The following is a 25,190-nucleotide window of genomic DNA, read 5'->3' on the forward strand; positions in this document are numbered from 1 at the left end:
CTCAGGACGGTGACCGGGTGGCCGGCACCGCCGCCCGGTCGCCGTCGCCGGTCGCGTCGTCCGCCGCGTTGTCCCGGAAGCTCATCGCGGTGCTGCCACCGGGGTCGGGCTGGTGGTCGAGCAGGGCCGGGGGCAGCACGGCCGGGTGCGCCCGGCCCCACTCGGTCTCCACGTCGCGCAGCAGCGCCTCGAGGTAGGCGCGCAGCTGCACCCGGGTCGCCTGGCCGAACGCCTTGAGGTAGGCGACCTGCTCCTGCAGCTCCTGGGTGTCCGGTCCGGCCCCGCCCGGGCCACCGCCGGCGGCCGCGATGGCCGTGCGGGCCTCGGTCGCGGCCTGGATGATCGCCCCGGCCCGCTCCCGCGCCCGGGTGAGCTGCTCCTCGTACTGGGCGCGGGCCTCGCTGGTCATCTGCCGGCTGAAGTCCTCCGCCTCCGCGACGTACTCGTCGGCGGTGAGCTGGGCGGTGGCGAGGATGCCGACCGCCTGGTCGCTGGGGGAGGGGCGGGCGGCCGCCTCCGCCAGCTGCTCCTGCAGCGCCTGCAGGTGCTGGCGCAGCTGGGCGTTCTCGTCGGTGAGCCGGGCGAGCTCGTCGGCCACGCGGGCGACGAACTGGTCGACCTCGCGATCGGTGTAGCCCGGGTGGAGCATGCTGGCCTGCGTGAAGGACACGCGGCGGAGGTCGTCGGCCGTGGGCGGCCCCGCCTCGTAGCCGCGGCCGGTGTCGCTGGTGGTCATTCGGTCACCTTCCCGTCAACGGTCGGGCTCGGTCGGCTGGGTGCGAACACCTCGGTGCGGATGCGGCCCATGGGCAGGCCGTGCTGGTGGAGCCGGACGACGGTGTCCTCGACCGTCGCCGGGTTGCCCGCGACGTAGGCGTCCCGGCTCGTCCAGGGGCCGTGCCGGAGCACGACGTCGGCGATGTCGCCGTGCTCGAGCGAGGACCCCTTCTCCTGGGAGACGGCGCAGGTGACCGTCAGCCAGGGGTTCTCCTGCTCCAGTCGTCGGAGGTCGGCCCGGTCGTAGAAGCCGTCCTCGGTGCGGGCCCCCACGAACAGGTCGACCCGGCGCGGCGGCCCCTGCCGGGCCACCTGGTCCACGATCGCCTTCAGCGGTGCCAGCCCGGTGCCGCCGGCGACCAGCAGCAGGTCGCGGTCCGACGCCGTGTCCAGCGCCAGGTGGCCGACGGGTGGCCCCAGCCGCAGGACGTCGCCGACCTGGGCCAGCCGGACCAGCGCGCTGCTGACCGGTCCGCCGTCCCGGGCCTTGACGTGCAGCTCCAGGACCCCGTCCGCGCGGGGCGCGTTGGCCGGGGAGTACCAGCGCCACAGCCGGGGGCGCAGCTCGCTCTCCAGCGAGATCGCCTGGCCGGGCAGGTACTCGAGCGGTGCGTCCGGACGCACGCGCAGCACGGCGACCTCCAGCGTGCGGCGCTCGTGCGCCACCACCTCGGCCTCCCACCAGGCCGGCTGGTCGGCCTGCCCGTCGGCCGCCCCGATCATCACGTCGGCGATGACGCCGTAGGCCTCGGCCCAGCTGGCCGCGACCGCGTCGTCCCACTGGTCGTCGAAGTGCTCCAGGGTGGCCAGCAGGCTGGCGCCGACCGCCGGGTAGTGCGCGGCCACGGCGCCGAACTTGCGGTGGTCCCGGCCCAGCTGCTGCAGGATCGGCACCAGCGCGTCCAGGTCGTCCACCCGCGCCATCACCTCACCCAGCGCGGCGAACAGCCGGTCGCGCTGGGTGGCCATCGACACGGGGAACATGGCCCGCGTCTCGGGGTGGGTGAGGAACAGGTGGGAGTAGAACCACAGCGGCACCTGGTCGCCGTGCGCGCCGGCCCGGGCGAAGCTCGCCCGCATGGCGGGGACGTCCACGTCGCTCCTCGCTCGCCGGGGTCAGCGGACCGGTTCGGCGGCGGTGACGATGTCGTCGCGGTGGGCGGTGAGCGCGGCCCCCACCTCGCCGATGTCCTCGGCGGGGACGCCGAGCGCGGTGAGCGTGTCGACGAGGTGGCCGACCACCCGGTCGAAGTCGGCCGGGGTGATGCCGAGCCCGGCGTGGCCCTCGGCCAGGCTGCGGCCGGAGTAGTCGACCGGGCCGCCGGTGACCTGCACCAGCAGCGCGGTCTGGTGGCGGCGCAGCCGTGGGAGGTCGATCCCCTCGAAGAAGTGGGCGAGCTGGGGGTCGGAGACCACCCGTGCGTAGAAGTCGTCGACCGCGGTGCGGATCCCGACCTCCTGGCCGAGCCGTTCGTACAGCGACATGCGCAGGACCTTCCGTTCGACCCCCGTGAACGGACAACGTGGCTGGTCCGGGCGCCGGCGGCTGCCGACGTCCCGGTCACCTTCCCCCGCGACGCTAGTGCCCGCCCCGCCCTCCTGTCATCACCGGCAGTAGCTGAAGGCGCACGCAGGGGCGGCCGTCAGCCGCTGCGGCCCGGGGTCTCGGCGACCGCGCCGGCGGCCAGGAGCGCGTCGACGTCGTCGATGCCCCAGTCGGCCAGCGCGGCCCGGGTGTGCTCGCCGGCGCGGGCCGGCGGGCGGACCAGCGTGGCCGGCGTGCGGGAGAACCGGGGCGCCGGGGCGGGCTGCACGACGCCGTCCCGCTCCAGGTAGGTCTGCCGGGCCGCCAGGTGCGGGTGCTCCCGCGCCTCGGCGAAGGACAGCACCGGGGCCACGCAGGCGTCGCTGCCCTCGAACACCGTCACCCACTCGTCCCGGGTCCGCTGCCGGATGGTGCCGGCCAGCAGCCCGCGCAGCGCCTCCGGGTCCGCGCCGGCCCGGTCGGGGGCGACGTCGGTGAGCCCGAGCCGGTCCAGGAGCTGGGCGTAGAAGTGCGGCTCGAGCGCGCCGACCGCCAGGTGCCGGCCGTCGGCGGTCTCGTAGACGTCGTACCAGGGCGCGCCGGAGTCCAGCAGGTTCACCCCGCGGGTGTCCTGCCACGTTCCGCCGGCGAGCATCCCGACGACCATCGTGGCCAGGTGCGCGGTGCCGTCGACGATCGCGGCGTCCACCACCTGGCCGCGGCCGCCGGCCCGGGCCTCCAGCAGCGCCGCCAGCACCCCGACGACCAGGTACATCGCCCCGCCGCCGAAGTCGCCGACCAGGTTGAGCGGTACCTGGGGCGGGCCGCCCGCGCGGCCGATGGCGTGCAGCACCCCGGTGACGGCGACGTAGCCGACGTCGTGGCCGGCCGTCGTCGCCAGCGGTCCGTCCTGCCCCCAGCCGGTCATCCGCCCGTAGACCAGCCGCGGGTTGCGGGCCAGGCACTCCTCGGGGCCGATGCCCAGCCGTTCGGTGACCCCGGGCCGGAAGCCCTCCAGCAGCACGTCGGCCCGCTCGGCCAGCCGGCGGACCAGCTCGACGCCGTCGGGGTGCTTGAGGTCGACCGCCACCGAGCGGCGGCCCCGGGCGAGCAGGTCGTGCTCGGGGTCGCCGACGAGCGGCCGCGCGCCGGGGCGGTCGACCCGGACGACGTCGGCGCCCAGGTCGGCGAGGAGCATCGCGGCGAAGGGGCCCGGGCCGATGCCGGCCAGTTCCACGACGCGGAGTCCGCTGAGGGGTCCGGTGGTCATGCCCGACCCGACCGCACGGCGGTGGCGGCCGTCAAGCTGTCAGCCGACGGTCTCCAGGGCGGGGTCGGTGGCCCGCGGGGCGGGGCCGCGCAGCCGAAGCCAGGCGCGGAAGCCCAGCACGCAGAAGGCGCCGTAGACGACGTAGAGCAGCGCCGAAGGGTAGTAGCCGGCCCGCAGCAGCAGCGGCACGCCGACCGCGTCGACGGCCACCCAGACCAGCCAGAACTCCAGGTACCCGCGCGCCATCCCGTAGGTGGCGAGCAGGCTGCCGACGAAGATCCAGGCGTCGGCCAGCGGCCCGTAGCTGCCCAGCCGGGTCAGCGCCCACCAGGCCACCGCGACGCCGGCCGCGGTGGCCAGCAGCAGCCCCAGCCGCTCCCGCCCGGTCGCCCAGCGCGGGGTGACCGCCGCGGCGTCCGCGCCGGTGGCCCGGTTGCGGTGCCAGCGCCACCAGCCGTAGGCGCTCACCGAGAAGAACAGCACCTGGCGGCCGGCCTGCCCGTAGAGGTCGGTGTCCTGCGGGGTGGCGAACACCCCGCCGAGGAAGACGGTGAACAGCAGCACGTTGGCGACCATGCCGACCGGCCAGGCCGCCGTCCGCCGGCCCATGCCGAGGACGGCGCTGGCCAGGCCGATCGCGTTGCCGATGACCTCCCGCCAGAGCACGTCGGCACCCAGCACGTGCACGTGCGCGTCCAGCAGCCAGCCCATCCCGGGTCCCCTGTCGTCCGCCGTGCCGATCGTCCGGGAGGCGCCAGCGCTGCAGCGGCCCCGGTTCTTCCCGCCGGCGTCGCAGGGGTGAGCCGGGCCCGGTCGCGGCACCGGGCACCCGGATCGCGTGCCACCATGGCGCGGTGGCCCACCCCTCCGCCTCCGCGAGCGCGCTGCTGCACCACGTGCGCACCGGCCGGGCGCGGAGCCGCGCGGAGCTGATCGCGCTGACCGGGGCGTCCCGGAACACGGTGAGCGCGCGGGTCGACCAGCTCATCGCCGCGAACCTGCTGGAGGAGGGCGGGCGCGGCTGGAGCACCGGCGGCCGGCCGCCCACGCTGCTGCGGTTCAACAGCCGAGCCGGCTGCGTGCTCGCCGTCGACCTCGGGGTCACCAGCGTCGACGTCGCCGTCACCGACCTGTCCGCGGAGATCCTGGCGACGGTCGGCCACCCGATCGACATCGCCGAGGGCCCCGGCCCGGTGCTCGCCGAGGTCGACCGGCTGGCCGGGCTGGTGCTGGCCGAGGCGGGGCTGACCCCGGCCGACGTGTGCGCCGTCGGCGTCGGCGTGCCCGGCCCGGTGGAGTTCTCCACCGGGCGGCCGGTGCACCCGCCGATCATGCCCGGCTGGCACGACCACCCGATCCCGGCCGCCTTCGCCCGCTACGACTGCCCCGTGTACGCCGACAACGACGTCAACGTGATGGCGCTGGGCGAGATGGGCATCGCCGGATCGGTCGAGGACGTGCTGGTGATCAAGGTGGGCACCGGCATCGGCTGCGGGATCATCGTCGACGGGCAGGTCTACCGCGGGGCGCAGGGCAGCGCGGGCGACATCGGGCACATCTCGGTGACCCCGCCGGACGGCCGGACCGTGGTGTGCCGCTGCGGCAACGAGAACTGCCTCGAGGCGATCGCCGGTGGTGGCGCCCTGCTGCGGGACGCGATCGCAGCCGGGCTGCCGGTGACGACGACGCGCGAGCTGGTCCAGCTGGCCGCGCACGGCGACGGGCGGGCGCTGGAGCTGGTCCGCGACGCCGGCCGGACCATCGGCACGGTGCTGGCCAGCCTGGTCAACTTCTTCAACCCGCACCGGATCGTGATGACCGGGGGAGTGGCGCAGGCCGGCAACCCGCTGCTGGCCGGCATCCGCGAGGCCGTCTACGGCCGGTCGCTGCCGCTGGCCGCCCGGGCGCTGGACATCACCGTCAGCGACGCCCCGGACCTCTCCGGCCGGCTCGGTGCCGCGCTGATGGCCATCGAGGGGTACCTCGACGAGGACTCCGTGCACCGGGCCGCCGCCGGCAGCTCCGACGCCTCCACGCGCTGAGCCGCGACCCACCGCTCGCTCCCCGCTCGCCGGCCGCTGGTTGCGGTTCGGTAACGGCTCCACGGCGTCTTGACCCGCTTGTGACGGGGGACATAGTGTCCGGCCTCAACGTACTTCTGTTCAGTGCTGAGCAAAAGTCTGGAGAGGGTCGACATGGTCCGAGTGACCGCATGACGGCGCCGCTGCTGGAGATGCGCGGCATCGTCAAGGAGTTCCCGGGGGTCCGCGCGCTCGACGGCGTCGACCTCGACGTCCGGGCCGGCGAGGTGCACTGCCTGCTGGGCCAGAACGGCGCCGGCAAGTCGACGCTGATCAAGGTGCTGGCCGGTGCCCACCAGCCCGACGCCGGGCAGATCAGCTGGGACGGCGCACCGGTCACCCTGGGCGACCCGCAGGCGGCGATGAGCCTCGGCATCGCGACGATCTACCAGGAGCTGGACCTCGTCGCCGGGCTCACCGTGGCCGACAACGTCTTCCTCGGCCGGGAGCGGTCCCGGTTCGGGCTGTCCCGCCCGGCGCACGCCAACCGGGCCGCGGCCGAGCTGCTGGCCCGGCTGGGGCACCCGGAGATCCGGCCCACCGCCGAGGTCGGCCAGCTCTCCGCGGCCTCGCAGCAGATGGTGAGCATGGCCCGCGCGCTGTCCCAGGACGCCCGGCTGATCGTGATGGACGAGCCGTCGGCGGTGCTGGACGGCGAGGAGGTCGAGCACCTGTTCCAGGTGATCCGCGACCTCACCGCCGAGGGCGTCGCCGTCGTCTACATCTCCCACCGGCTGGAGGAGATCCGCTCGGTCGGCGACCGGATCACCGTGCTCAAGGACGGCCGCACGGTCGCCACCGGGCTGCCGGCACGCGAGACCGGCACCCGAGAGGTCATCACGCTGATGACCGGCCGCACGATCGAGTACGTCTTCCCGCCCCGCCGGCCCCTCGCCGACCCCGGTGCGGCCCCGCTGCTCGAGGTCGCCGACCTGTCGCTGGCCGGCCGGTTCGCCGGGGTGTCCTTCGCCGTCCGCCCGGGCGAGGTGCTCGGCCTGGCCGGCCTGGTCGGCTCGGGCCGGTCGGAGATCCTGGAGACCGTCTTCGGCGCCCGCAAGGCGACCACCGGCACGGTCACCGTCGCCGGGAAGCGGCTCCGCCACGGGGACGTCGCCGCCGCCGTCGCCGCCGGGGTGGGGCTGGCGCCGGAGGAGCGCAAGAGCCAGGGGCTGCTGCTCGGCGAGCCGATCTACCGCAACATCACCGTCTCCAGCCTGGCCCGGTTCGCCCGCGGCGGGTTCCTGTCCGCCGGCGCGGAGCGGCAGGCGGCCCAGGAGCAGGCGGACGCGCTGGACCTCCGCCCGGTCGACGTCGACCGGGAGGTGCGCACGCTGTCCGGCGGCAACCAGCAGAAGGTCGTGCTGGCCCGCTGGCTGCTGCGCGACTGCCAGGTGCTGCTGCTGGACGAGCCGACCCGGGGCGTCGACGTCGGCGCCCGCTCGGAGATCTACGCGCTCATCCGCGCGCTGGCCGACCGCGGTGTGGCCGTGGTCGTGGTCTCCAGCGAGATCCCGGAGGTGCTGGGCCTGGCCGACCACGTGCTGGTGGTGGCCGACGGCGCCGTCGTCGCCAGCGCCGGCGCCGGCGAACTCGACGAGCACCGGGTGCTCGACCTCGTGATGCAGGGCGCGGCACCCGCCGCCGGACAGGGAGATGCAGCGTGACCTCGACGACGACGCGGAGTTCCGAGCCCGCCGGGGGCGCCTCCGCCGCCCGGCCGCCCCGGACCCGCCAGAGCGTGATGGCCGGCCCGGTGGGGCGCAACCTCGGCCTGGTGGTCGCCCTGGTGCTGCTGTGCATCGCCGGGGTCGTCACCGCCGGCGACCGGTTCGCCGACATCGACAACGTGCTGACGATCCTCCGGCTGGCCTCGGTCATCGGCGTGGTCAGCATCGGGATGACCTTCGTCATCATCGGCGGCGGGATCGACCTGTCGGTGGGGGCGCTGGTCGCCCTCTCCTCGGTCTGGGCGACCACGCTGGCGACCCAGCAGATGGCCGAGGACACCCACTGGATCGTCATGGTGTTCACCGCGCTGGTGGTCGGCTCGGTGGCCGGGCTGGTCAACGGCGTGGTGATCGCCTACGGCAAGCTCGTCGCCTTCATCGCCACGCTGGCGATGCTCGCCGCCGCCCGCGGCCTGGCCGAGATCATCGCCAACCGGCGCACCCAGATCGTGCAGGACCGGGACTTCGTCCGGTTCTTCTCCGGTGACGTGCTCGGCATCCCGACCCTGGTCATCGTCTTCGCCCTGGTCTCGATCGCCGGCTGGGTGCTGCTCAACCGGACGACGTTCGGCCGGCGCACCTTCGCCGTCGGCGGCAACGCCGAGGCCGCCCGGCTGGCCGGCATCCGGGTCCAGCGGCACACCGTGCTGCTGTACGTGCTGTCCGGCTTCACCTGCGGCATCGCCGCGGTCCTGCTGATGGCCCGGACGACGACCGGCAGCAGCACCCACGGCACCCTCTACGAGCTCGACGCCATCGCCGCCGTCGTCATCGGCGGGACGCTGCTCATCGGCGGCCGCGGCACCATCGTCGGCACCGTGCTCGGGGTGCTGATCTTCACCACGCTGGGCAACGTCTTCACCCTCAACGACCTGTCCAGCTCCGCGCAGGCGGTCGCCCGTGGCGTGATCATCGTCGCCGCCGTCCTGCTCCAGCAGCGGCTGGTCACCGGGTCGGCCACGATGCGCACCCCGCGGTCGATGTCAGCGACCTCCGGCGGGCCGGCCGGTGCGACCTCCGGCGGCTCCGCGGTGCCCGGTGGCCCGGCCGGCGACGGACCCGGCGGCGACCCGACCGCCCCCTGACCTGGCCGGCGCCCACCCGGGCGCCGTCCGGAACCACCTCCGCCGGCCAGCGGCCGCCGGGGCGCAGCACCCCGCACGTACGACCGACACCCCTGTTCCTGGCCCTGCCTCCCGGCACGGCCAGCCCGGTTCGATGCAAGGAGAGACCGATGTCTGCAACGCCGCAGCGGCCGTTCCGTCGCCTGTTGTCCACCACCGTCTGCCTGGTCGGAGCCAGCGTCCTGGTGGTGGGCTGCACCAGCAACTCCTCCGACGACGACGAGTCCTCGGGCGGCGGCGGCAACAACGCCGTCAGCGCCAACGACGACACCGGCGACACCGTCACCATCGGGTTCTCCGCCCCGGCGGCCGACCACGGCTGGATGGCCGGCATCACCGAGGCCGCCCGCGCCGAGGCCGACAAGTACGAGGACGTGGAGCTGCGGGTCGCCGAGGGCACCAACGACGTCAGCACCCAGATCAGCCAGGTCGAGACCTTCATCAACGACGGCGTCGACGCGATCGTGCTGCTGCCCTTCGACGGCGCGGCGCTGACCCCGGTCGCGCTGGAGGCGATGGAGGCCGGCATCCCGGTCATCAACGTCGACCGCGAGTTCGACAGCCCGTTCGCCGCCCGGGCCACCGTGCTCGGCGACAACTACGGCATGGGCGTCTCGGCCGGCACCTACGTCTGCTCCCAGCTGGGCGACAAGCCCGACGCCGTGGTCGCCGAGATCGCCGGCATCGACTCGCTGCCGCTGACCCAGGACCGCAGCCAGGGCTTCGCCGACGCGCTGGCCGACTGCGGCCTGGACGTCGACAACCGGGTCGCCGCGGAGTTCACCGTGGAGTCCGGTGAGGAGGCGGCGTCCAACCTGCTGCAGGCCGCACCGCAGATCGACGCCATCTGGAACCACGACGACGACCAGGGCGTCGGCGTGCTGGCCGCGATCGAGAACGCCGGCCGCGACGAGTTCTTCATGGTCGGCGGCGCCGGCTCCGCAAACGCGATGCGCGCCATCCAGGCCGGTGACTCGGTCCTGAAGGCCACCGTCATCTACCCGTCCACCCAGGCGGCCGACGGCGTCCGGCTGGCCCGCCTGCTGGCCCAGGACAAGTCGCTGTCCGACCTCGTCGAGGTGGAGATCCCGCGGCAGATCGTGCTCAACGCCCCGGTCGTCACCGAGGACAACGTCGACCAGTACATCGACACGGCGTTCGAGTCCTGACCGGCGCGCCGGGTGCCGTCGCCTCCCCGGCGGCGGCACCCGGCACCACCCCTGGAGTCCCGATGACCTCTGCACCACGGCCGCCGCTGCGCGTCGGCCTCCTCGGCTACGCCTTCATGGGCGCCGCCCACTCCCAGGCCTGGCGCACCGCGCCGCACTTCTTCGACCTCCCGCTCCGCCCCGAGCTCACCGTGCTGGCCGGGCGGGACGCCACCGCGCTCGCCGCTGCGGCGGGCCGGCTGGGCTGGGGGAGCACCGAGACCGACTGGCGCCGCGTCGTCGAGCGCGACGACGTCGACCTGGTCGACATCTGCACCCCCGGCGACACCCACGCCGAGATGGCGATCGCCGCCCTCGAGGCCGGCAAGCACGTGCTCTGCGAGAAGCCGCTGGCCAACTCGGTCGCCGAGGCCGAGGCGATGACGGCGGCCGCCGAGAAGGCGGCCGCGCACGGGGTCCGGGCGATGGTCGGCTTCACCTACCGGCGGGTGCCGGCGGTGGCGCTGGCCCGCAAGCTGGTCGCCGACGGGCGCCTCGGGCAGATCCGGCACGTCCGCGCGCAGTACCTGCAGGACTGGATCGCCGACCCCGCGGCGCCGCTGTCCTGGCGGCTGCAGAAGGAGAAGGCGGGCTCGGGCGCGCTGGGCGACATCGGCGCGCACATCGTCGACCTCACCCAGTTCATCACCGGCCAGACGGTGACCGGGGTGAGCGCCGTGCTGGAGACCTTCGTCCGCAAGCGCCCGCTGCCGGCGAGCACCGGCACGCTCGGCGGGGTCGCCGGGGAGGGGATGGGCGAGGTCACCGTCGACGACGCCGCGGTCTTCCTCGGCCGCTTCACCGGCGGCGCGCTGGCCACCTTCGAGGCGACCCGGTTCGCGCTGGGCCGCAAGAACGCGATCCGGATCGAGGTCAACGGGTCGGCCGGCAGCCTGGCCTTCGACTTCGAGGACATGAACGTGCTGAAGTTCTTCGACGGCGCCGAGCCGGGGGAGACCGCCGGCTTCCGCCGGATCGTCGTCACCGAGCCCGAGCACCCCTACGTCGCCGCGTGGTGGCCGGCCGGGCACGGGCTGGGCTACGAGCACGGCTTCACCCACCAGGTCGTCGACCTGGTGACCGCGCTGGCCGCCGGCGAGCAGCCGACTCCGTCGTTCGCCGACGGGCTGCAGGTGCAGCGCGTGCTGGACGCCGTCGAGCGCAGCGCCGCCGACCGCTCCACCTGGACCGACATCGACACCGAGGGAGTGCACTGATGCCCCGTCCCGTCACGCTGTTCACCGGCCAGTGGGCCGACCTGCCGTTCGAGGAGGTCTGCCGGCTCGCCGCGGGCTGGGGCTACGACGGCCTGGAGATCGCCTGCTGGGGCGACCACCTCGACGTCGTCCGGGCCGCCGAGGACGAGTCCTACGTGCGTGAGCGGCTGGGGCTGCTCGAGCAGCACGGCCTGCAGGTGTTCGCGATCTCCAACCACCTCAACGGCCAGGCCGTCTGCGACGACCCGATCGACGAGCGGCACCGCGGCATCGTGCACCCGCGGGTGTGGGGCGACGGTGACCCGGAGGGCGTGCGGCAGCGGGCCGCCGAGGAGATGAAGGCGACCGCGCGGGCCGCCCGCGCGCTCGGGGTCGACGTCGTCGTCGGGTTCACCGGGTCGAAGATCTGGAAGACCGTCGCGATGTTCCCACCGGCGCCGGAGTCGATGATCTCCGACGGCTACGCCGACTTCGCCGCCCGCTGGAACCCGGTGCTCGACGTCTTCGACGAGGTGGGCGTGAAGTTCGCGCACGAGGTGCACCCGTCGGAGATCGCCTACGACTACTGGACGACGGTGCGCACCCTGGAGGCGATCGGCCACCGCGAGGCGTTCGGGCTGAACTGGGACCCCAGCCACTTCGTCTGGCAGGACCTGGACCCGGTCGGCTTCCTCTGGGACTTCAAGGACCGGATCTACCACGTCGACTGCAAGGACGCGAAGAAGCAGGTCGGCAACGGGCGCAACGGCCGGATGGGCTCCCACCTGCCCTGGGCCGACCCGCGGCGCGGCTGGGACTTCGTCTCCACCGGGCACGGCGACGTCCCGTGGGAGGCGTGCTTCCGGATGCTGAACACCATCGGCTACGACGGCCCGATCTCCGTGGAGTGGGAGGACGCCGGGATGGACCGGCTGGTCGGCGCCCCCGAGGCGCTGGAGTTCGTCCGCCGCCTGGCGTTCGACCCACCGGCCGCCGCCTTCGACGCGGCCTTCTCCAGCGGCAACTGAGCGACCGCCCCATCCGGTGCCCGGCGACCGCCGGGCACCGGATGGGGAGTTCGCCCGATGCGCCGGCCGCTCGGCGGCGGCCACCCTCGGCAGCACCACCACCGAGGAGAGGACCGGCGATGACCGCCACCGCAACCGACACCGAGCTCAAGGCACGACACCGCGCGATGTGGGCCTCGGGGGACTACCCCCGGATGGTCGACTCGTTCCTGACCCCGCTCGGGCCCCGGCTCGTCGAGGCCTGCGGGGTCACCGCCGGCGACCGGGTGCTCGACGTCGCCGCCGGCACCGGCAACGCCGCGCTGCCCGCGGCCGCCCGCGGCGCCCGGGTCACCGCCAGCGACCTCACCCCGGAGCTGCTCGCCGACGGCCGCCGCCGGGCCGAGGCCGCCGGGCTGGAGCTGGAGTGGACCGAGGCCGACGCCGAGCACCTGCCCTTCGACGACGCCTCCTACGACGTCGTGATGTCCGCGATCGGCGTCATGTTCGCCCCGCACCACCAGGAGTCGGCCGACGAGCTGGTCCGGGTCTGCCGCCCGGGCGGCCGCATCGGCCTGCTCAGCTGGACGCCGGAGGGCATGATCGGCAAGCTCTTCGCCACCATGAAGCCGTTCATGGCACCCCCACCGCCCGGCGCCCAGCCGCCGCCGCTGTGGGGCGGCGAGGAGCACCTGCGGGGGCTGTTCGGCGGCCGGGTCGACTGGAGCTCGCTGGACCGGGGCACGCTGAAGGTCACCGCGTTCCCGGGGCGGCACGAGTTCGCCCGGCACTTCACCAGCTGCTACGGCCCGACGATCGCGGCGCGGGCCAACGCGGCCAGGGACGGGCGCGAGCAGCAGCTCGACGATGCGCTCGACGCGTTCGTCGACGAGTGGGACCGCGGCACCCCGGGTGCGGCGCGGTACGAGATGGAGTACCTGCTCGCCGTGGGCACCCGGCGCTGAGCGCCGGAGGGCTCCTCACCGCGCCCGGTCCGTGGGACGCTCGGCGGGTGCAGCGGGCCGACGGGGCCGCACTGCTGCGGACCGGCAGACGGGCGCTCGAGCGGGCGGACTGGGAGTCCGCCCGCTCGGCGTACAGCGCTGCCCTGGGCGCAGGCGCCGGCGTCGCCGACGCCCGGGACGGCCTGGCCCAGGCTCAGTGGTTCCTCGGCCGGGTCGCCGAGGCCATCGCGCTGCGCGAGCAGGCCTTCGAGGAGCACGTGCGGGCCGGCCGGTGCGCCGAGGCCGCGCGGTGCGCGGTCTGGGTCGCCCACCAGCACCTGCTCGGCGGGCACGCCGCGGCCGCCCGCGGCTGGCTGGCCCGGGCCGAACGGGCGCTGGCCGACGCGGCACCGTGCGCCGGGCACGGCTGGGTCGCGGTCGAGCGCGCCCGGCAGGCGGCCACCGTGGCCGACCAGGCAGCCGCGGCCTCGGCGGCCCTGGCGGTCGCCCGCACGACCGGGGACGCCGACCTCGAGGTGCTCGCGATCAGCCTGCTGGGCCGGGCGGAGGTGCGCGCCGGGCGGCGCGAGCCGGGCCTGCTGCTGCTGGAGGAGGCGATGGCCGCGGCGACCGCCGGGCAGGCCCGCGACGTGCACACCCTGGGGGAGGCCTACTGCAACCTGGTGCTGGGCTGCGCCGGGGCCGGCGAGTGGACCCGGGCGGACGAGTGGTGCGCGCACGTCGAGGCCTTCGCCCGCGACCGCGCCATCGCCCCGCTTTTCGGGGCGTGCCGGACTGTGCACGCCGAGCTGCTGCTCGCCGGCGGGCGGTGGGCCGCCGCCGAGCAGGCCCTGCAGGACGCGCTGGCCGCGCGGTCACCGGACCTGCCGGAGGTGAGCGCGCCCACGGTGGCCGCGCTGGCCGAGCTGCGGGTGCAGCAGGACCGGCTGGCCGACGCCGAGCAGCTGCTGGCCGGCCGGGCGGAGCACCCCGCCGTGCTGCGCGCGCTCGCGCTGCTCCGGCTGGCCGGCGGGCGCCCCCGGCAGGCGGTGACCCTGCTCGAGCGCGGCCTGCGCGCCGCGCCGGACGACGCGGTCGTGACCGGGGGGCTGCTCTCGCCGCTGGTGCACGCCCGGCTGGCCCTCGCCGACCTGCCCGGCGCCCGGCGGGCGGCCGCGGAGCTGGCGGCGCTGGGCGAGGCGACCGGGATCCGGCTGCTGGCGGCGCGGGCGCAGCTCGCCGCCTCCGCCGTCGAGCTGGCCGCGGGCCGGGCCGGGGAGGCGGCCGAGCCGGCCCGCCGGGCCCTCCGCGGCTTCACCGCACTGCACATGCCCTTCGACGCGGCGCTCGCCCGGCTCGCGCTGGCCCGGGCGGTCGCCCCGGCGGACGGCGGGACCGCGCGGGACGAGGCCGCCGCGGCGCTCACCGCGTTCCGGGAGCTCGGCGCGGCCCGCGCGGCGGAGGCAGCCGCCGCGGTGCTCCGGGAGTGCACCGACGCCGACCGCCACCGGGTTCCCGGTGGTCTGTCGGCCCGGGAGGAGGAGGTGCTGGCGCTGGTCGCCCGGGGGCTGTCCAACGCCGGCATCGCCCGCGCGCTGGTGATCAGCGAGAAGACCGCCGGGCACCACGTCAGCCACATCCTGGCCAAGCTGGGCGCCCGGAACCGGGCCGAGGCCGCGGCGCTGGCCGTCCGGCGCCAGCAGCCGGCCGGCTGACCTGCCTCAGCTGCCGAGGACGTACCGCTCCAGCCAGTCGTTGCGGAAGGCCCCGCGCGGGTCCAGCCGCTCGACCAGCCGGACGAAGTCGGCGTGGTGGGGGTACCGCGGCGCCAGCGTGCCGGCGTCGGCGAGGAAGAGCTTGCCCCAGTGCGGCCGGGCGCCCAGCGGCAGCAGCGCGGCCTCGAGGTCGACCAGCAGCTCCTCGACGGCCTGCTGCGCCTGGACCCAGGTGAAGTGCAAGGCGACGGAGTCCTGGGCGTGGGCGGTGCTCATCCAGAGGTCGTCGGCGGCGATGGTGCGGATCTCGCAGGTCTGCAGCAGCGGCCGCACCCGGGGCCCCAGTCGGAGCAGCGCCTCCAGCGCCGGGACGGCGTTCGCGCGGGGGAGCAGGTACTCGGACTGGATCTCGTCGCCGTTGCTGGGCGTGAAGCCCATCCGGAAGTGCGGCAGCCGGTCCGACCACAGCCCCGGCTCGGCGAGCTGCGGGGTGGTCGGCGTCGGGTCGATGCCCGGGATGGGGTGGCGCTCGCCGTCGGCCTCGGTGGCACCGAAGAGCTCGCCCACCGGTGCGGGGCCGGCGTCGGTGCGGGCCTTCACCCACACCATGTCGACGTCCCCGCCGAGCAGGGTGAACAGGCTGACGCTGTACGCGCTGGAGACGACCTCGTCGAAGTGCTCGAACAGCGCAGCCCAGGGCAGGTGGTCGAACACCCGCTGCTGCACCTGGAACTCCGGCTCGACCTCCAGGGTGATCCGGGTGACGACGCCGAGGGCGCCCAGGCCGACGACCATCCCGGCGAAGTCGGCGTCGCCCCGGGCGGCCCGCACCAGCTCGCCGCTGGAGGTGACCAGCTCCAGGCCGGCGACGGCGCCGGCCAGGTTGCGGTTGCCGACCCCGCTCCCGTGGGTGGCCGTGGCCACCGCGCCGGCGACCGAGATGTGCGGCAGCGAGGCCAGGTTGTGCAGCGCCAGGCTCTCGCGGTGCAGCGCGGTGGCCAGCTCGCCGTAGCGCAGGCCGGCGTCGACGGTCACGGTCCGCCGGTCGGGGGCGACCGCGACCGCCTCGCCGGTCATCGCCTCGAGGGTGACCAGCTCGGCGGAGTCGGGGATGGCGGTGAACGAGTGCCGCGAGCCCAGCGCCCGCAGCCGCGGGGTGGCGGCGACCAGCTCCTGCAGCTCGGCCAGGCTCTGCGGCCGGTGCAGCTCCGTCGCGTCGTACCGGTAGTTCCCGGCCCAGTTGTTGCCTGCCCACTGCACTGCCACGTCGGTCACGCCCCAGTGTCCCGCGTTACCGCTCGATGTGCCGCCGTCGGGGTTGCTCTCCATAAGCGTCGACTTATACAGTCGCTGCCGTGCACGCCTTCGACGTCCTCGGGGACCCGGTGCGACGCCGGCTGCTCGAGCTGCTCGCCGAGGGGGAGCAGCCGGCCGGCCGGCTGGCCGCGGTCGTGCACGACGAGTTCGGCATCTCCCAGCCCGCCGCCTCCCAGCACCTGAAGGTGCTGCGGGAGAACGGCTTCGCCCGGGTGCGGGCCGAGGGCACCCGGCGGCTCTACGCCGTCGACACCGCCGCGCTGCGCGAGGTCGATGCCTGGCTCGACGGCTTCCGGAGGTTCTGGGACCAGCGGCTCGACGCGCTGGCCACCGAGCTCGCCCGGGGGAAGCGGTCCCGTCCCACCACCGCGGGCGAGGGTCCCGCGGTGCCCATGGAGGAGGAGACATGAGAGACCTGGTCGACGAGATCGTCGCCGCGCACCGGGACGTCGTCCGTCGGGGGGACGATGACGCCGAGCTGATCGCGGTCACCGCCCGCCGGCGCTACGACGCGGCGGTCGCCGACGTGTGGGACGCCGTCACCGACCCGGCGCGGCTGGCCCGGTGGTTCGCGCCGGTGAGCGGCGAGCTGCGGGTCGGCGGCGCGTTCCAGGTGGAGGGCAACGCCGGGGGAGAGGTGACCGAGTGCGACCCCCCGCACGCGTTCACCGTCACCTGGGGCGGCCCGCAGAGCGTCGTCCGGCTGCGGCTGACCCCCGACGGCGAGGCCACCGAGCTGTCGCTGGAGCACTCGGTGCCGGTGGCGTTCGCCGGCAGCGGGGCGGGTGCGCTGTACGTGGGGCCGGGCTGGGACGTCGCCGTCCTCGGGCTGGCGCTGCACCTGCGCGGCGAGGAGGTCGGCGACCCGGCCGCCTGGGAGGGGACGCCGGAGGTCGCCCGGTTCAACGCGGCGACCATCGACGCCTGGGCCGAGGTGGTGCGGGCCAGCGGCACGGCGCAGCCCGAGGAGGTCGACGGGGCCGTCGCCGCCGCCCGGGCGCAGTTCGCCCCCGACGCGGTGGGGTGACGCCCGGCGTCTGGTTCACTGGTGGTTGAGCGTTTGACGGAATCGGTCCGTCGGCGCCGGTGAGCCTCCGGGAGGACCCCCATGCACGTCGGTGTCGACAGCTTCGTGTCCGCGGTGACCGACCCCTCCACCGAGCGCCTGATCGGGCCCGAGGAGCGGATGGAGCACCTGCTCGAGGAGATCGCCCTCGCCGACGAGTCGGGGCTGTACTCCTTCGGGATCGGGGAGCACCACCGGCCGGAGTACTACGACTCGGCGCCGGCGGTCATCCTGGGGGCGGCGGCGGCCCGCACCTCGCGGATCCGGCTCGGCAGCGCGGTCAACGTGCTCAGCGCGGCCGACCCGGTGCGGGTGTTCCAGGAGTTCGCCACCCTGGACCTGATCTCCAAGGGCCGGATCGACCTGGTCGTCGGGCGCGGCTCGTTCACCGAGGCCTTCCCGCTGTTCGGCCTCTCGCTCGCCGACTACGACACGCTCTTCACCGAGAAGCTTGACCTGCTGCTGCGCATCCGGGAGTCCACCGAGGTCACCTGGTCCGGGCGGCACCGGCCCTCGCTGACCGGGCAGGGCGTCTACCCGCGGCCGCTGCAGGACCCGCTGCCGATCTGGGTCGGCGTCGGCGGGTCGCCGGAGTCGTTCGCGCGCGCCGGCCTGCTCGGCCTGCCGCTGATGGTGGCGATCATCGGTGGTGAGCCGCGGCAGTTCGGCCCGCTCATCGACCTGTACCGCCGGGCCGGTGCGCAGGCCGGGCACGCGCCGGAGGCGCTGCAGGTGGGGCTGCACGTGTTCGGCTTCGTCGCGGAGAGCACCCAGGCCGCGGCGGACACGATCTACCCGGGCTGGCACGAGATGTTCACCAAGGTCTCCCGCGAGCGCGGCTTCGCGCCACCGTCCCGGGGGCAGTTCGACGCCACCAGCGGCCCGAACGGCGCCTTCTTCATGGGCGACCCGGAGACGGTGGCCGAGAAGCTGGTGCGGATCTCCGGTCAGCTCGGCGGGGTCGACCGGATCTCGCTGCAGATGACCAACCCGCGGCTGGCGCACGCCGACCTGCTGCGCGGCATCGAGCTGCTGGGCACCGAGGTCGCGCCCCGGGTGGCCGACGCCTGAGCCGCGCTCTCAACGGCGCACGGGGAACCTGAGGTGGGTGACCCGGTCGCCCTGCACCGTGGTGGTCGGGTCGCCTAGCAGCACCTGGGTGGTGCTGCAGGTGACGTAGGGCCGGCCGGCGCCGAGCACGACCGGGACCAGGTCGATCGACACCTCGTCGAGCAGGCCCAGGTCCAGGCACTGGCTGCCGACGGTGCCGGCGGCCACCCCGACGGTGGCGTCGCCGGCGATCTGCTGCGCCCGGGCGACCGCGGCGCCGACGTCGGTGGCGAACTCGGTGTGGTCGCCGGCGTGCGCCCAGCCGCTCGGTGGCCGGTGGGTCACCACGACGACCGGTACGCCCAGCGGGTGGTTGCCGCCCCAGCCGTCGGTGAGGTCGAACAGCCGGCGACCGACGACGAGCGCGCCCAGTTCGGCGACCCAGGAAGCCCAGTGCGCGGCGCTCGCCTCGGACAGGTGGAACGTCAGCTCGGCCGCGGCGGTGCGCACCTCGACCGGGCCGTTGTCGTACCAGTCGAACAATGCTCCGGGGGTGTCGTCGGGGTGGGCGACGTAGCCGTCCAGGGACATGGACGCGGATGACACGACGGTGCCCATGGTCGCTCCCGTGTCGGGGCGGGGCCCGGTGCCCACCGCTGCAGGTCAGACCGCGCGCGGTCCGCGGACTCATCGGAGGAGGCGGACCCGCTCGCCGAGTCCGTCGAGCGGCCCCAGCTCGAGTTCGGTGCTGTGCTCGGCCAGCCCGGCCTGCGGCCAGCCGACGGTGAGCCGGAGCCGCCCGTCGCTGGGCAGGGCTCCGATCCAGTAGCCGGCCCGCAGGTGAAAGTGGTCGGCTGAGCCCGTCGTGGTGCGGCCGGCCGGGTCGACGGGGCGGGTGGCGCCGTCCAGCTCGGCGGTCAGCAGGACACCGGACCAGGGGTCGCGGTCGGCGCGGTCGTCCCCCGGCCGCCAGCCGGCGCGCCGGCCGGCCGCCTCGGCCTGGACGCCCTCCGCGCGGAGCACCAGGGGCAGGTGCAGGCCGGTGGGGTGGGCGAAGACGCAGCGCAGCCCAGCGGCGATGCCCGGCGAGCGCGCGAGCACGACCGGCCCGTGGACGACGGCGCCCAGCTCGTCGTCGGGCGGGAGCTGGGCGGGCCACCGCAGCCTGGTCACGGCGGCAGTATGGCGAGGGTCGTGCGTCCCTGACCAGCCAGAACTGTCGTACCCCCGCTCTAGGTTGAGGGTGTGTTCGAGGCGGCGGGGTACGGGGTGGCGCTGACGATCGCGCCTGTCCTCGAGTCGCCCGAGCCGGTGCCCTCACCGGCGACGTCGGGGGTGTCCCGTCGGCGGTCCCGGTTGACCGACGTCCTCGACCCGGCCGGGTTCGACGACGCCGCCTGGGCGCGGGAGATGTCGGCCGTCTCCGTGGGCGCCGCGAAGCTGGCGGCCTACGAGGCGGCGCTGGTGGCCAGCATGGCGGCGCGTCGGCCGGCGCAGACCGACCTGACCGCCGACCAGCCGGGGCACCGGGTCGAGGGGTGGACGGCGGAGCGCGTCCCGGTCGGGGTCAGCGAGTTCTTCGCCGACGAGCTGGCGCTGGTCAAGGGCATCTCCCGGACGGCGGCCACGGTGCTGGCCGAGCGGTCGCTGGTGCTGGTGCACGAACTGCCCTCGACCTGGGGCGCCCTGGCTGACGGGTTGATCGACCCGCCGCGGGCGACCGCGATCGTCAAGGCCCTCGGTGGGCAGTCGGTGGAGGCCGGCGGTGCGGTGGAGCCGGCGGTGGTGGCCGAGGTGGAGGCCCGGGCGCTGGCGTGGGCGCGGGCGGGGGAGACCCCGTGCCGGCTGCAGGACCGGGTCGTCGCCGCCCTGATTGCGGTCGACGAGGCCGCGGCCGACCGGCGCCGCAAGCGGGCCGAGCGGGCGGCGGACGTCACGGTGCGGTCGCTGCCCGACGGGATGGCCGAGTTCACCGCGACCCTGCCCGCAGCGGTCGCCGCGGCCTGCCGGGAGACGCTGGACTGCTACGCGCGGATGGCCAAGGCCGACGGTGATGCGCGGCCGATCGGTCAGCTGCGCGCCCAGGTGCTGGCCGATCTGGTGCTGCGCCCGTGGGACACCTCCCGGGAGCCGGTCACCGCCCACCTGACCCTGCTCGCCCCGTTGCCCGACCAGCCCGGCGACACCGACGCGGCCAGCGTCGACGGGACGCCGATCACCGCCAGGCAGCTCCGCGACCTGCTGGAACGTCTGGACGCGCTGTGCCCCGGCGGGCTGCAGGCCCCGACCGGGGGCAGCCTGGGCATCGACCTCACCGACCCGGTCACCGGGGCGCTGCGGGCCACGGTGACCCGCCGGGAGTTGGAGCGGCTGGCCCGCCGCGGCTGCATGGATCACCCCGACGATGAGTGTGGCTGCGCGGTGCTGGACCGGCCACCGCCGGTCGACCGGTACACCCCCAGCCCGGCCCAGCGCCGGTTCCTCGCCGCCCGCGACCGGTCCTGCCGGCACCCGGGCTGCCGCCGGCCGGCGCGGTGGACCGACGCGGACCACGTCGTCGCCCACGCCGACGGCGGCCCGACCGACTGCAGCAACCTGTGCTCGCTGTGCCGCCGGCATCACCGGCTCAAGACCCACGCCCCCGGCTGGCGCTTCGTCATGGACGACGACGGCACGCTGCACGTCATCACGCCGTCCGGCGTCACCCGCACCACCAGACCACCAGGCATGCACCAGCCGCTGATCACCAGCGGCGCATCACCGGGAGCCGACGACCCACCACCGTTCTGAGTCGCCGAGTGGCCGAGTCGCTGTGTCGGCTGATCGCCATGTGCCCGTGTCGGTGAGTCGCCGTGTCGCCGTGTTGCCGAGTCGCCCAATCGCCGTGTCCCTGTGTCACCGAGTCGAAGTGTCGCTCTGTCGACTCAGCGACACGTCGCCCGGCACCGGGGGAGCGAGGCGTCAGGTGGCGTGGCCGTCCTCGGCGTCCGCGCCGTCGGGCAGGTCCTGCGGCACACCCTCCGACGGCGCGCGGTGCCGGCCCCGCGGGAGCTCCTCGGCCAGTCGCTGCTCCACGTCGGTGGTCTGCTCGGGCTCGCTCATGGACACGCCTCTCGTCGGGGGCCGGCCCACCGCGGACCCGCCCGATCGGACCAGCTGTTCCCGGAACCCGGACGGTTCATGTGCCGCGCCGCACGGGTAGCCCTCCCGGGTCCGAGCCCACGGACGTCCGGCCGACCCGACGAGGCCCCCCGATGACCGACAGCGACAACCACTACATGGCCCAGGCCGTCCACGACCTCGGCTCCGCCCTCTGGTTCGGCGGCACCGTGATGGGCGTGGCCGGCGTGAACAAGTCCGGTGCCGACCTCACCCAGGGCATCGACCGCGTCCGGGTCGCCAGCGCGGCCTGGAGCCGGTTCGCCCCCGCCCAGTGGGCCGGCATCGCCGCTACCCTCGTCGCCGGCCTCCGGCTGACCCAGGTCGGCGGCCGGCGGGTCGCCCTCCAGCAGGGCTTCGCCCGGGTCGGTGCGATCAAGGCCGGCCTGGCCGTCGCCGGTGCCGGCGCGACCGCCTACTCCGCCTACAGCGGCGCGAAGATCGGCAAGCTCGCCGAGGAGGCCGACCGGCAGGGCAACCTGCTCGAGGTCAAGGACGCGACCATCCCCACCCCGGCCACCCCGCCGGAGATCGCCACGTGGCAGCGCCGCCAGCGGGCCACCCAGTTCGTCGTCCCGCTGCTCGCCGGGGCCAACATCGTCTGCAACTCGTGGCTGGTGCAGTCCTACCGGGCCGGCTCCACGCTCAAGGGCGTCACCCGGCGCCTGCTGCCCGGCCGCTGACCCGGCAGCCGGCTCAGCCGCCGGCGAGCAGCGCCCGGACGGCGTCCAGGGAGTCCGCCTCGGCCGGCGTCTTGTCCGGCCGGTAGCGCAGCACCCGGGCGAACCGCAGCGCCACGCCGCCCGGGTAGCGCGGGCTGCGCTGGGCGCCGTCCAGGGCGATCTCGACCACCAGCTCCGGCCGCAGCAGCACGCCCCACCCCGGCTGCTCCCGCGCCAGCCCGGGGAACGTCGCGGTCTGCCACTCGAGCAGCTCGTCGGTCATCCCCTTGAACGTCTTGCCGACCATCACCGGCTCGCCGCCGTCGGGGTCACGGGCGCCCAGGTGGATGTTCGACAGCTTCCCGGACCGCCGCCCGTACCCCCACTCCGCGCCCAGCACGACCAGGTCGAGGGTGTGCACCGGCTTGACCTTCTGCCACGCCCTGCCCCGCCGGCCGGCCGCGTACGGCGCGTCCAGCGCCTTCACCACCACGCCCTCGTGCCCCGCGGACAGCGCGCCGTCCAGCACCTCCGCCGCCTCCTCCGGCGACGGCCGCCGCACCCCGGGCATCCGCAGGGCCGCGTGCCGGTCGTCGGCGAGCAGCCCGGCCAGCGCGTCCAGCCGGACGGCGAGCGGCTCGTCGAGCAGGTCCCGGCCGTCCAGGTGCAGCACGTCGAACAGGAACGGGCTCAGCAGCACGCCCGCGTCGGCGGAGTCGCTGCCGAACCGGCTCATCGTGTCCTGGAACGGCCGCGGCCGTCCGTCGTCGTCCAGTGCCAGCGTCTCGCCGTCCAGCACCGCCGTCTCGCACGGCAGCGCCCGGACCCGGTCGACCAGCTCGGGCACCCCGTCGGTCACCTCGCGCAGCGTGCGCGTCCACACCCGGACGACGTCGCCGTCCCGGTGCACCTGGATGCGCGCCCCGTCCAGCTTGAACTCCACGGTGACGTCGGAGCCCAGGTCGGCGAGCGCGGCGTCCAGCGACGACCCCGGGCTGGCCAGCATCGGCCGCACCGGCCGCCCGACCTCCAGCCGCACCGCGTCCAGCGCCGTCACGCCGCCGGTCAGCGCGAGCGCCGCGGTCTCCGGCAGGCGGCCGGAGAGCATGAACGCCCGGCGCACGCTCGCGGCCGGCACGTCGGCCGCGGTCGCCACCGCGTCCAGCACGACGCCCTCCAGCGCGCCCTGCCGCAGCTCACCGGTCAGCAGCCGCACCAGGAACTGCTGCTCGTCCGCGGTCGCCGCCGACAGCAGCCCGCCGACGGCGGCGTCCCGGCGCGCCGCCGAGCCCGGTCCTGACGTCCCGGCCAGCTCGGCGAGCGCCCCGTCGACGGCACCGACGGTGAGCGACGGCGTGGCCGCCGGGTCGCCGGTCAGCCGGGACAGCGTCCGCCAGCCCAGCCCGAGCCGGCCCTGGCGCGGCTCGCCGGAGAGCCAGGCGGTGACCGGCTGCACCTCGTCGTGGTCCGCCCGGCGCAGCAGCTCGGCGATGGCCTGCGCCTTCGCCGTCCGGGACCGGGTGGCGGTGACCGCGGCGGAGGCGGCGAGGACGTCGGCGAGGAGCACGGCGCCATGCTCCCAGCCCCCGGCTTGGGAGGATGGCCGCGTGCCCGTCCTGCTGGTGGTCCACCACACCCCCTCGCCCGCCCTGCAGGCGGTGCTGGCGGCGGTGCGGGAGGGCGCCGCGCTGGTGGACGACGTCGAGCTGACCGTGCGGCCCGCGCTGTCGGCGGGGGCGGCCGACGTGCTGGCCGCCGACGGCGTGCTGCTCGGCACCCCGGCCAACATCGGCTACATGTCCGGTGCGCTCAAGCACTTCTTCGACACCGTCTACCACCCGTGCCTGGACGCCACCGCCGGCCTGCCCTACGGCGTCTACGTGCACGGCAACGACGACACCGCAGGCGCGCTGACCAGCGTCCAGCGGATCACCGGTGCGCTGCGCTGGAGGCAGGTCGCCGCACCGCTCAGCCTCACCGGCGCGCCCGGCCCCGCGGACCTGGAGGCGGTGCGCGAGCTGGCGGCCACCGTCGCCGTCGGGCTCGGGCAGGGGAGCATGGGGGCGTGAGCGGCGACGGGACGGCGGAGCACGTGCCCCCGGCGCCGCCGTTGACCCCCGCCGCGCCGCGCCGCCGCGGCCGCCTGCAGGTGCTGCTGCGGGCCGCCGGCGTGCTGGCCGTGGTGGTGCTGGTCGTGGTGTTCCGGCACCGCATCGCCGAGTGGTGGGACGGCCTGGTCGGGGTGGCCTGGGGCTGGGTGCTGCTGGCCGCCGTCGTCCAGCTGGTGTCGATGCAGTGCCTGGTCCAGCAGCTGCGGGTCCTGCTCCGCGCCGGCGGCGGGGACGTCGGGCTCGCCGCGGCCACCAGCACCCTCTACGCCGGCAACACCATCTCCGCGTCGCTGCCCTTCGCCGGCGCGGCCGCCAGCACCGCCTACACCTACCGGCGGATGCACGCGCTGGGCAACAGCGCCGCCCTGGTCGGCTGGGCGCTGGCGGTCTCCGGCATCGCCTCCACCGCCAGCCTGGCCCTGGTGCTCGCCTTCGGCTCCGCCATGACCGGGTCGGTCGCCGGCGCGCTGGGTGCGTTCGTCGCGACGGCGGCCGGCGTCCTGCCGGTGCTGGGCATCGTGCTGGCCTTCCGGCACGCCCGGACCCGCGCCGGGCTGGTCCGGGTGGTCAGCCGGGTGGCCCGGCTGCTGGGCCGCTGGGTCCCGGCGTTGCGCACCGGCCCGGTCGAGGAGAAGGTCGAGGACCTGCTCACCTCGCTCGGCTCGTTCCGGCTGCGCCTCCCGGCCGCCGCCGGCACCGGCGTGCTGGCGCTGGCCAACTGGGTGCTGGACGCCGGGTGCCTCGCGCTGGCCCTGGTGGCGGTCGGCGCCCCGGTGCCGTGGCAGGGCCTGGTGCTGGTCTGGGCGGCCGGCGCGCTGGTCTCCTCCGCGCGGCTGACCCCCGGCGGCATCGGCGTCGTGGAGGCCGCGCTGGCCTCGGCGCTGGTGGCCAGCGGGCTGCCCGCCAGCCAGGCCGTGCCCGCGGTGCTGGTCTACCGGCTGGTCAGCCTCTGGCTGCTCGTGGCGATCGGCGCGGTGTTCCTGCTGGCCACCCCCGGCCGCGGCCGGCTGCGCAGCGAGCCGGCCGCGGACGCCGGCTGAACCGAACCGCCGCGGGATCAGCGGCGGGCGGCCAGCGCGGCGATCTCGTGGGCCGACTCGAGGGTCGGTGCGGCGGCCACGGCGCGCTCGATCGCCCGGTCGTCGCGGAGGTGGGCGCGCAGCTCCCGGTGCCGGCGCAATGCGGTGTGCAGGCTGGTCATGACGGGTCCTCCATCTCATCCGACGGTCCCTGCGACGTCCTCCCGGCGTC

25 protein-coding genes and 2 pseudogenes are annotated in these 25,190 nt (G+C 75.4%); 16 read left to right on the top strand and 11 right to left on the bottom strand.

The annotated features are described in order from the left end of the window. Window position 1 precedes the first annotated feature (1 nt). The 5 genes from FHX36_RS04100 to pnuC all read right to left on the bottom strand — a co-directional run bounded on the left by FHX36_RS04100 (window position 2) and on the right by pnuC (window position 4,283). Window positions 2–736, bottom strand: a complete 735-nt coding sequence (locus FHX36_RS04100) for a DivIVA domain-containing protein (RefSeq protein WP_110554300.1) — start codon at window positions 734–736, stop codon at window positions 2–4. Beyond that, window positions 733–1,872 carry a globin domain-containing protein gene (locus FHX36_RS04105; RefSeq protein ID WP_110554299.1) on the bottom strand — a complete coding sequence of 380 codons (1,140 nt, stop codon included), beginning with the start codon at window positions 1,870–1,872 and terminating at the stop codon, window positions 733–735. Before FHX36_RS04105 ends, FHX36_RS04100 begins: the two co-directional genes overlap by 4 nt. A gap of 21 nt (window positions 1,873–1,893) precedes the next feature. Then, complete coding sequence (locus FHX36_RS04110; protein ID WP_110554298.1) at window positions 1,894–2,262, bottom strand: group I truncated hemoglobin; 369 nt, start codon at window positions 2,260–2,262, stop codon at window positions 1,894–1,896. 158 nt (window positions 2,263–2,420) lie between these two features. Continuing rightward, on the bottom strand, window positions 2,421–3,572 hold the full coding sequence (locus tag FHX36_RS04115; protein WP_183513517.1) for a CaiB/BaiF CoA transferase family protein: 1,152 nt from the start codon (window positions 3,570–3,572) through the stop codon (window positions 2,421–2,423). Window positions 3,573–3,611: 39 nt separating this feature from the next. Beyond that, complete coding sequence (pnuC, locus tag FHX36_RS04120; RefSeq protein WP_110552684.1) at window positions 3,612–4,283, bottom strand: nicotinamide riboside transporter PnuC; 672 nt, start codon at window positions 4,281–4,283, stop codon at window positions 3,612–3,614. Between the two features lie 143 nt (window positions 4,284–4,426). On the opposite strand from pnuC, the gene FHX36_RS04125 reads away from it, so the two are divergent. The 9 genes and pseudogenes from FHX36_RS04125 (at window position 4,427) to FHX36_RS04160 (ending at window position 14,574) form a co-directional block, all read left to right on the top strand. Continuing rightward, window positions 4,427–5,614 carry an ROK family transcriptional regulator gene (locus tag FHX36_RS04125; RefSeq protein WP_110552683.1) on the top strand — a complete coding sequence of 396 codons (1,188 nt, stop codon included), beginning with the start codon at window positions 4,427–4,429 and terminating at the stop codon, window positions 5,612–5,614. Window positions 5,615–5,805: 191 nt separating this feature from the next. Then, window positions 5,806–6,234 (top strand): annotated as a pseudogene (locus FHX36_RS24120) (ATP-binding cassette domain-containing protein); the annotation flags it as partial. A gap of 387 nt (window positions 6,235–6,621) precedes the next feature. Next, window positions 6,622–7,317 (top strand): annotated as a pseudogene (locus tag FHX36_RS24125) (ATP-binding cassette domain-containing protein); the annotation flags it as partial. Beyond that, the gene (locus FHX36_RS04135; protein ID WP_258372797.1) at window positions 7,314–8,465 is read left to right on the top strand and encodes an ABC transporter permease; all 1,152 of its coding nucleotides are present in this window, start codon (window positions 7,314–7,316) and stop codon (window positions 8,463–8,465) included. The pseudogene FHX36_RS24125 and the gene FHX36_RS04135, both read left to right, overlap by 4 nt. A gap of 149 nt (window positions 8,466–8,614) precedes the next feature. After that, entirely contained in the window at window positions 8,615–9,673 is a 1,059-nt protein-coding gene (locus FHX36_RS04140; RefSeq protein ID WP_110552682.1) for a substrate-binding domain-containing protein, read from the top strand. Window positions 9,674–9,735: 62 nt separating this feature from the next. Further along, window positions 9,736–10,929 carry a Gfo/Idh/MocA family protein gene (locus FHX36_RS04145; protein WP_110552681.1) on the top strand — a complete coding sequence of 398 codons (1,194 nt, stop codon included), beginning with the start codon at window positions 9,736–9,738 and terminating at the stop codon, window positions 10,927–10,929. After that, window positions 10,929–11,936, top strand: a complete 1,008-nt coding sequence (locus FHX36_RS04150) for a sugar phosphate isomerase/epimerase family protein (protein ID WP_110552680.1) — start codon at window positions 10,929–10,931, stop codon at window positions 11,934–11,936. The genes FHX36_RS04145 and FHX36_RS04150 overlap by 1 nt, the downstream gene beginning before the upstream one ends. A gap of 119 nt (window positions 11,937–12,055) precedes the next feature. Next, window positions 12,056–12,880, top strand: a complete 825-nt coding sequence (locus tag FHX36_RS04155; protein WP_110552679.1) for a class I SAM-dependent methyltransferase — start codon at window positions 12,056–12,058, stop codon at window positions 12,878–12,880. Window positions 12,881–12,927: 47 nt separating this feature from the next. Then, window positions 12,928–14,574 (top strand): LuxR C-terminal-related transcriptional regulator, encoded by a 1,647-nt coding sequence (locus FHX36_RS04160; protein ID WP_183513518.1) that lies wholly within the window; start codon window positions 12,928–12,930, stop codon window positions 14,572–14,574. Between the two features lie 6 nt (window positions 14,575–14,580). Here FHX36_RS04160 and FHX36_RS04165 read toward each other — a convergent pair whose 3' ends face one another. Beyond that, a complete protein-coding gene (locus FHX36_RS04165) occupies window positions 14,581–15,849 on the bottom strand; it encodes a D-arabinono-1,4-lactone oxidase (protein ID WP_258372774.1) in 1,269 nt (422 codons plus the stop codon). Between the two features lie 80 nt (window positions 15,850–15,929). Between FHX36_RS04165 and FHX36_RS04170 the strand changes: the two genes are divergently transcribed. The 3 genes from FHX36_RS04170 to FHX36_RS04180 all read left to right on the top strand — a co-directional run bounded on the left by FHX36_RS04170 (window position 15,930) and on the right by FHX36_RS04180 (window position 18,028). Continuing rightward, complete coding sequence (locus FHX36_RS04170) at window positions 15,930–16,301, top strand: ArsR/SmtB family transcription factor (protein ID WP_110552584.1); 372 nt, start codon at window positions 15,930–15,932, stop codon at window positions 16,299–16,301. Then, a complete protein-coding gene (locus FHX36_RS04175) occupies window positions 16,298–16,918 on the top strand; it encodes an SRPBCC family protein (RefSeq protein ID WP_110552585.1) in 621 nt (206 codons plus the stop codon). Before FHX36_RS04170 ends, FHX36_RS04175 begins: the two co-directional genes overlap by 4 nt. A gap of 81 nt (window positions 16,919–16,999) precedes the next feature. Further along, on the top strand, window positions 17,000–18,028 hold the full coding sequence (locus FHX36_RS04180) for an LLM class flavin-dependent oxidoreductase (protein ID WP_110552586.1): 1,029 nt from the start codon (window positions 17,000–17,002) through the stop codon (window positions 18,026–18,028). 9 nt (window positions 18,029–18,037) lie between these two features. On the opposite strand, the gene FHX36_RS04185 is transcribed toward FHX36_RS04180, so the two are convergent. Together FHX36_RS04185 and FHX36_RS04190 are read right to left on the bottom strand one after the other, a co-directional pair. Beyond that, window positions 18,038–18,625 (bottom strand): dihydrofolate reductase family protein, encoded by a 588-nt coding sequence (locus tag FHX36_RS04185; RefSeq protein ID WP_110552592.1) that lies wholly within the window; start codon window positions 18,623–18,625, stop codon window positions 18,038–18,040. A gap of 69 nt (window positions 18,626–18,694) precedes the next feature. Next, window positions 18,695–19,180 (bottom strand): hypothetical protein, encoded by a 486-nt coding sequence (locus FHX36_RS04190; RefSeq protein ID WP_110552587.1) that lies wholly within the window; start codon window positions 19,178–19,180, stop codon window positions 18,695–18,697. A gap of 72 nt (window positions 19,181–19,252) precedes the next feature. Here FHX36_RS04190 and FHX36_RS04195 point away from each other — a divergent pair, with 72 nt between their 5' ends. Then, the gene (locus FHX36_RS04195; protein ID WP_110552588.1) at window positions 19,253–20,797 is read left to right on the top strand and encodes an HNH endonuclease signature motif containing protein; all 1,545 of its coding nucleotides are present in this window, start codon (window positions 19,253–19,255) and stop codon (window positions 20,795–20,797) included. 171 nt (window positions 20,798–20,968) lie between these two features. Here the strand turns inward: FHX36_RS04195 and FHX36_RS04200 are convergent, their stop codons facing one another. Next, the gene (locus tag FHX36_RS04200; protein ID WP_181428791.1) at window positions 20,969–21,109 is read right to left on the bottom strand and encodes a hypothetical protein; all 141 of its coding nucleotides are present in this window, start codon (window positions 21,107–21,109) and stop codon (window positions 20,969–20,971) included. Between the two features lie 152 nt (window positions 21,110–21,261). Between FHX36_RS04200 and FHX36_RS04205 the strand changes: the two genes are divergently transcribed. After that, complete coding sequence (locus FHX36_RS04205; protein ID WP_110552589.1) at window positions 21,262–21,849, top strand: hypothetical protein; 588 nt, start codon at window positions 21,262–21,264, stop codon at window positions 21,847–21,849. A 13-nt stretch (window positions 21,850–21,862) separates the two neighbouring features. Here FHX36_RS04205 and FHX36_RS04210 read toward each other — a convergent pair whose 3' ends face one another. Further along, window positions 21,863–23,395 (bottom strand): ATP-dependent DNA ligase, encoded by a 1,533-nt coding sequence (locus tag FHX36_RS04210; RefSeq protein ID WP_110552590.1) that lies wholly within the window; start codon window positions 23,393–23,395, stop codon window positions 21,863–21,865. 40 nt (window positions 23,396–23,435) lie between these two features. Here FHX36_RS04210 and FHX36_RS04215 point away from each other — a divergent pair, with 40 nt between their 5' ends. Both FHX36_RS04215 and FHX36_RS04220 read left to right on the top strand, forming a co-directional pair. Further along, window positions 23,436–23,897: a flavodoxin family protein gene (locus FHX36_RS04215; RefSeq protein WP_110552593.1), complete on the top strand. Its 462-nt coding sequence runs from the start codon at window positions 23,436–23,438 to the stop codon at window positions 23,895–23,897. Then, a complete protein-coding gene (locus tag FHX36_RS04220) occupies window positions 23,894–24,979 on the top strand; it encodes a lysylphosphatidylglycerol synthase transmembrane domain-containing protein (RefSeq protein WP_181428792.1) in 1,086 nt (361 codons plus the stop codon). Before FHX36_RS04215 ends, FHX36_RS04220 begins: the two co-directional genes overlap by 4 nt. 17 nt (window positions 24,980–24,996) lie before the next feature. On the opposite strand, the gene FHX36_RS04225 is transcribed toward FHX36_RS04220, so the two are convergent. Then, entirely contained in the window at window positions 24,997–25,140 is a 144-nt protein-coding gene (locus FHX36_RS04225) for a hypothetical protein (RefSeq protein ID WP_181428793.1), read from the bottom strand. Window positions 25,141–25,190 lie beyond the last annotated feature (50 nt).

Origin of the sequence: Modestobacter versicolor (assembly GCF_014195485.1) — a bacterium.
Classification (GTDB): Bacteria; Actinomycetota; Actinomycetes; order Mycobacteriales; family Geodermatophilaceae; genus Modestobacter; species Modestobacter versicolor.

Excerpts from the sequence above, each read along its gene's own strand:
- FHX36_RS04100 (WP_110554300.1), bottom strand. The coding sequence starts at position 736 with ATGACCACCAGCGACACCGGCCGCGGCTACGAGGCGGGGCCGCCCACG.
- FHX36_RS04110 (WP_110554298.1), bottom strand. The coding sequence starts at position 2,262 with ATGTCGCTGTACGAACGGCTCGGCCAGGAGGTCGGGATCCGCACCGCG.
- FHX36_RS04115 (WP_183513517.1), bottom strand. The coding sequence starts at position 3,572 with ATGACCACCGGACCCCTCAGCGGACTCCGCGTCGTGGAACTGGCCGGC.
- pnuC (WP_110552684.1), bottom strand. The coding sequence starts at position 4,283 with ATGGGCTGGCTGCTGGACGCGCACGTGCACGTGCTGGGTGCCGACGTG.
- FHX36_RS04140 (WP_110552682.1), top strand. The coding sequence starts at position 8,615 with ATGTCTGCAACGCCGCAGCGGCCGTTCCGTCGCCTGTTGTCCACCACC.
- FHX36_RS04145 (WP_110552681.1), top strand. The coding sequence starts at position 9,736 with ATGACCTCTGCACCACGGCCGCCGCTGCGCGTCGGCCTCCTCGGCTAC.
- FHX36_RS04150 (WP_110552680.1), top strand. The coding sequence starts at position 10,929 with ATGCCCCGTCCCGTCACGCTGTTCACCGGCCAGTGGGCCGACCTGCCG.
- FHX36_RS04155 (WP_110552679.1), top strand. The coding sequence starts at position 12,056 with ATGACCGCCACCGCAACCGACACCGAGCTCAAGGCACGACACCGCGCG.
- FHX36_RS04175 (WP_110552585.1), top strand. The coding sequence starts at position 16,298 with ATGAGAGACCTGGTCGACGAGATCGTCGCCGCGCACCGGGACGTCGTC.
- FHX36_RS04180 (WP_110552586.1), top strand. The coding sequence starts at position 17,000 with ATGCACGTCGGTGTCGACAGCTTCGTGTCCGCGGTGACCGACCCCTCC.
- FHX36_RS04185 (WP_110552592.1), bottom strand. The coding sequence starts at position 18,625 with ATGGGCACCGTCGTGTCATCCGCGTCCATGTCCCTGGACGGCTACGTC.
- FHX36_RS04200 (WP_181428791.1), bottom strand. The coding sequence starts at position 21,109 with ATGAGCGAGCCCGAGCAGACCACCGACGTGGAGCAGCGACTGGCCGAG.
- FHX36_RS04205 (WP_110552589.1), top strand. The coding sequence starts at position 21,262 with ATGACCGACAGCGACAACCACTACATGGCCCAGGCCGTCCACGACCTC.
- FHX36_RS04225 (WP_181428793.1), bottom strand. The coding sequence starts at position 25,140 with ATGACCAGCCTGCACACCGCATTGCGCCGGCACCGGGAGCTGCGCGCC.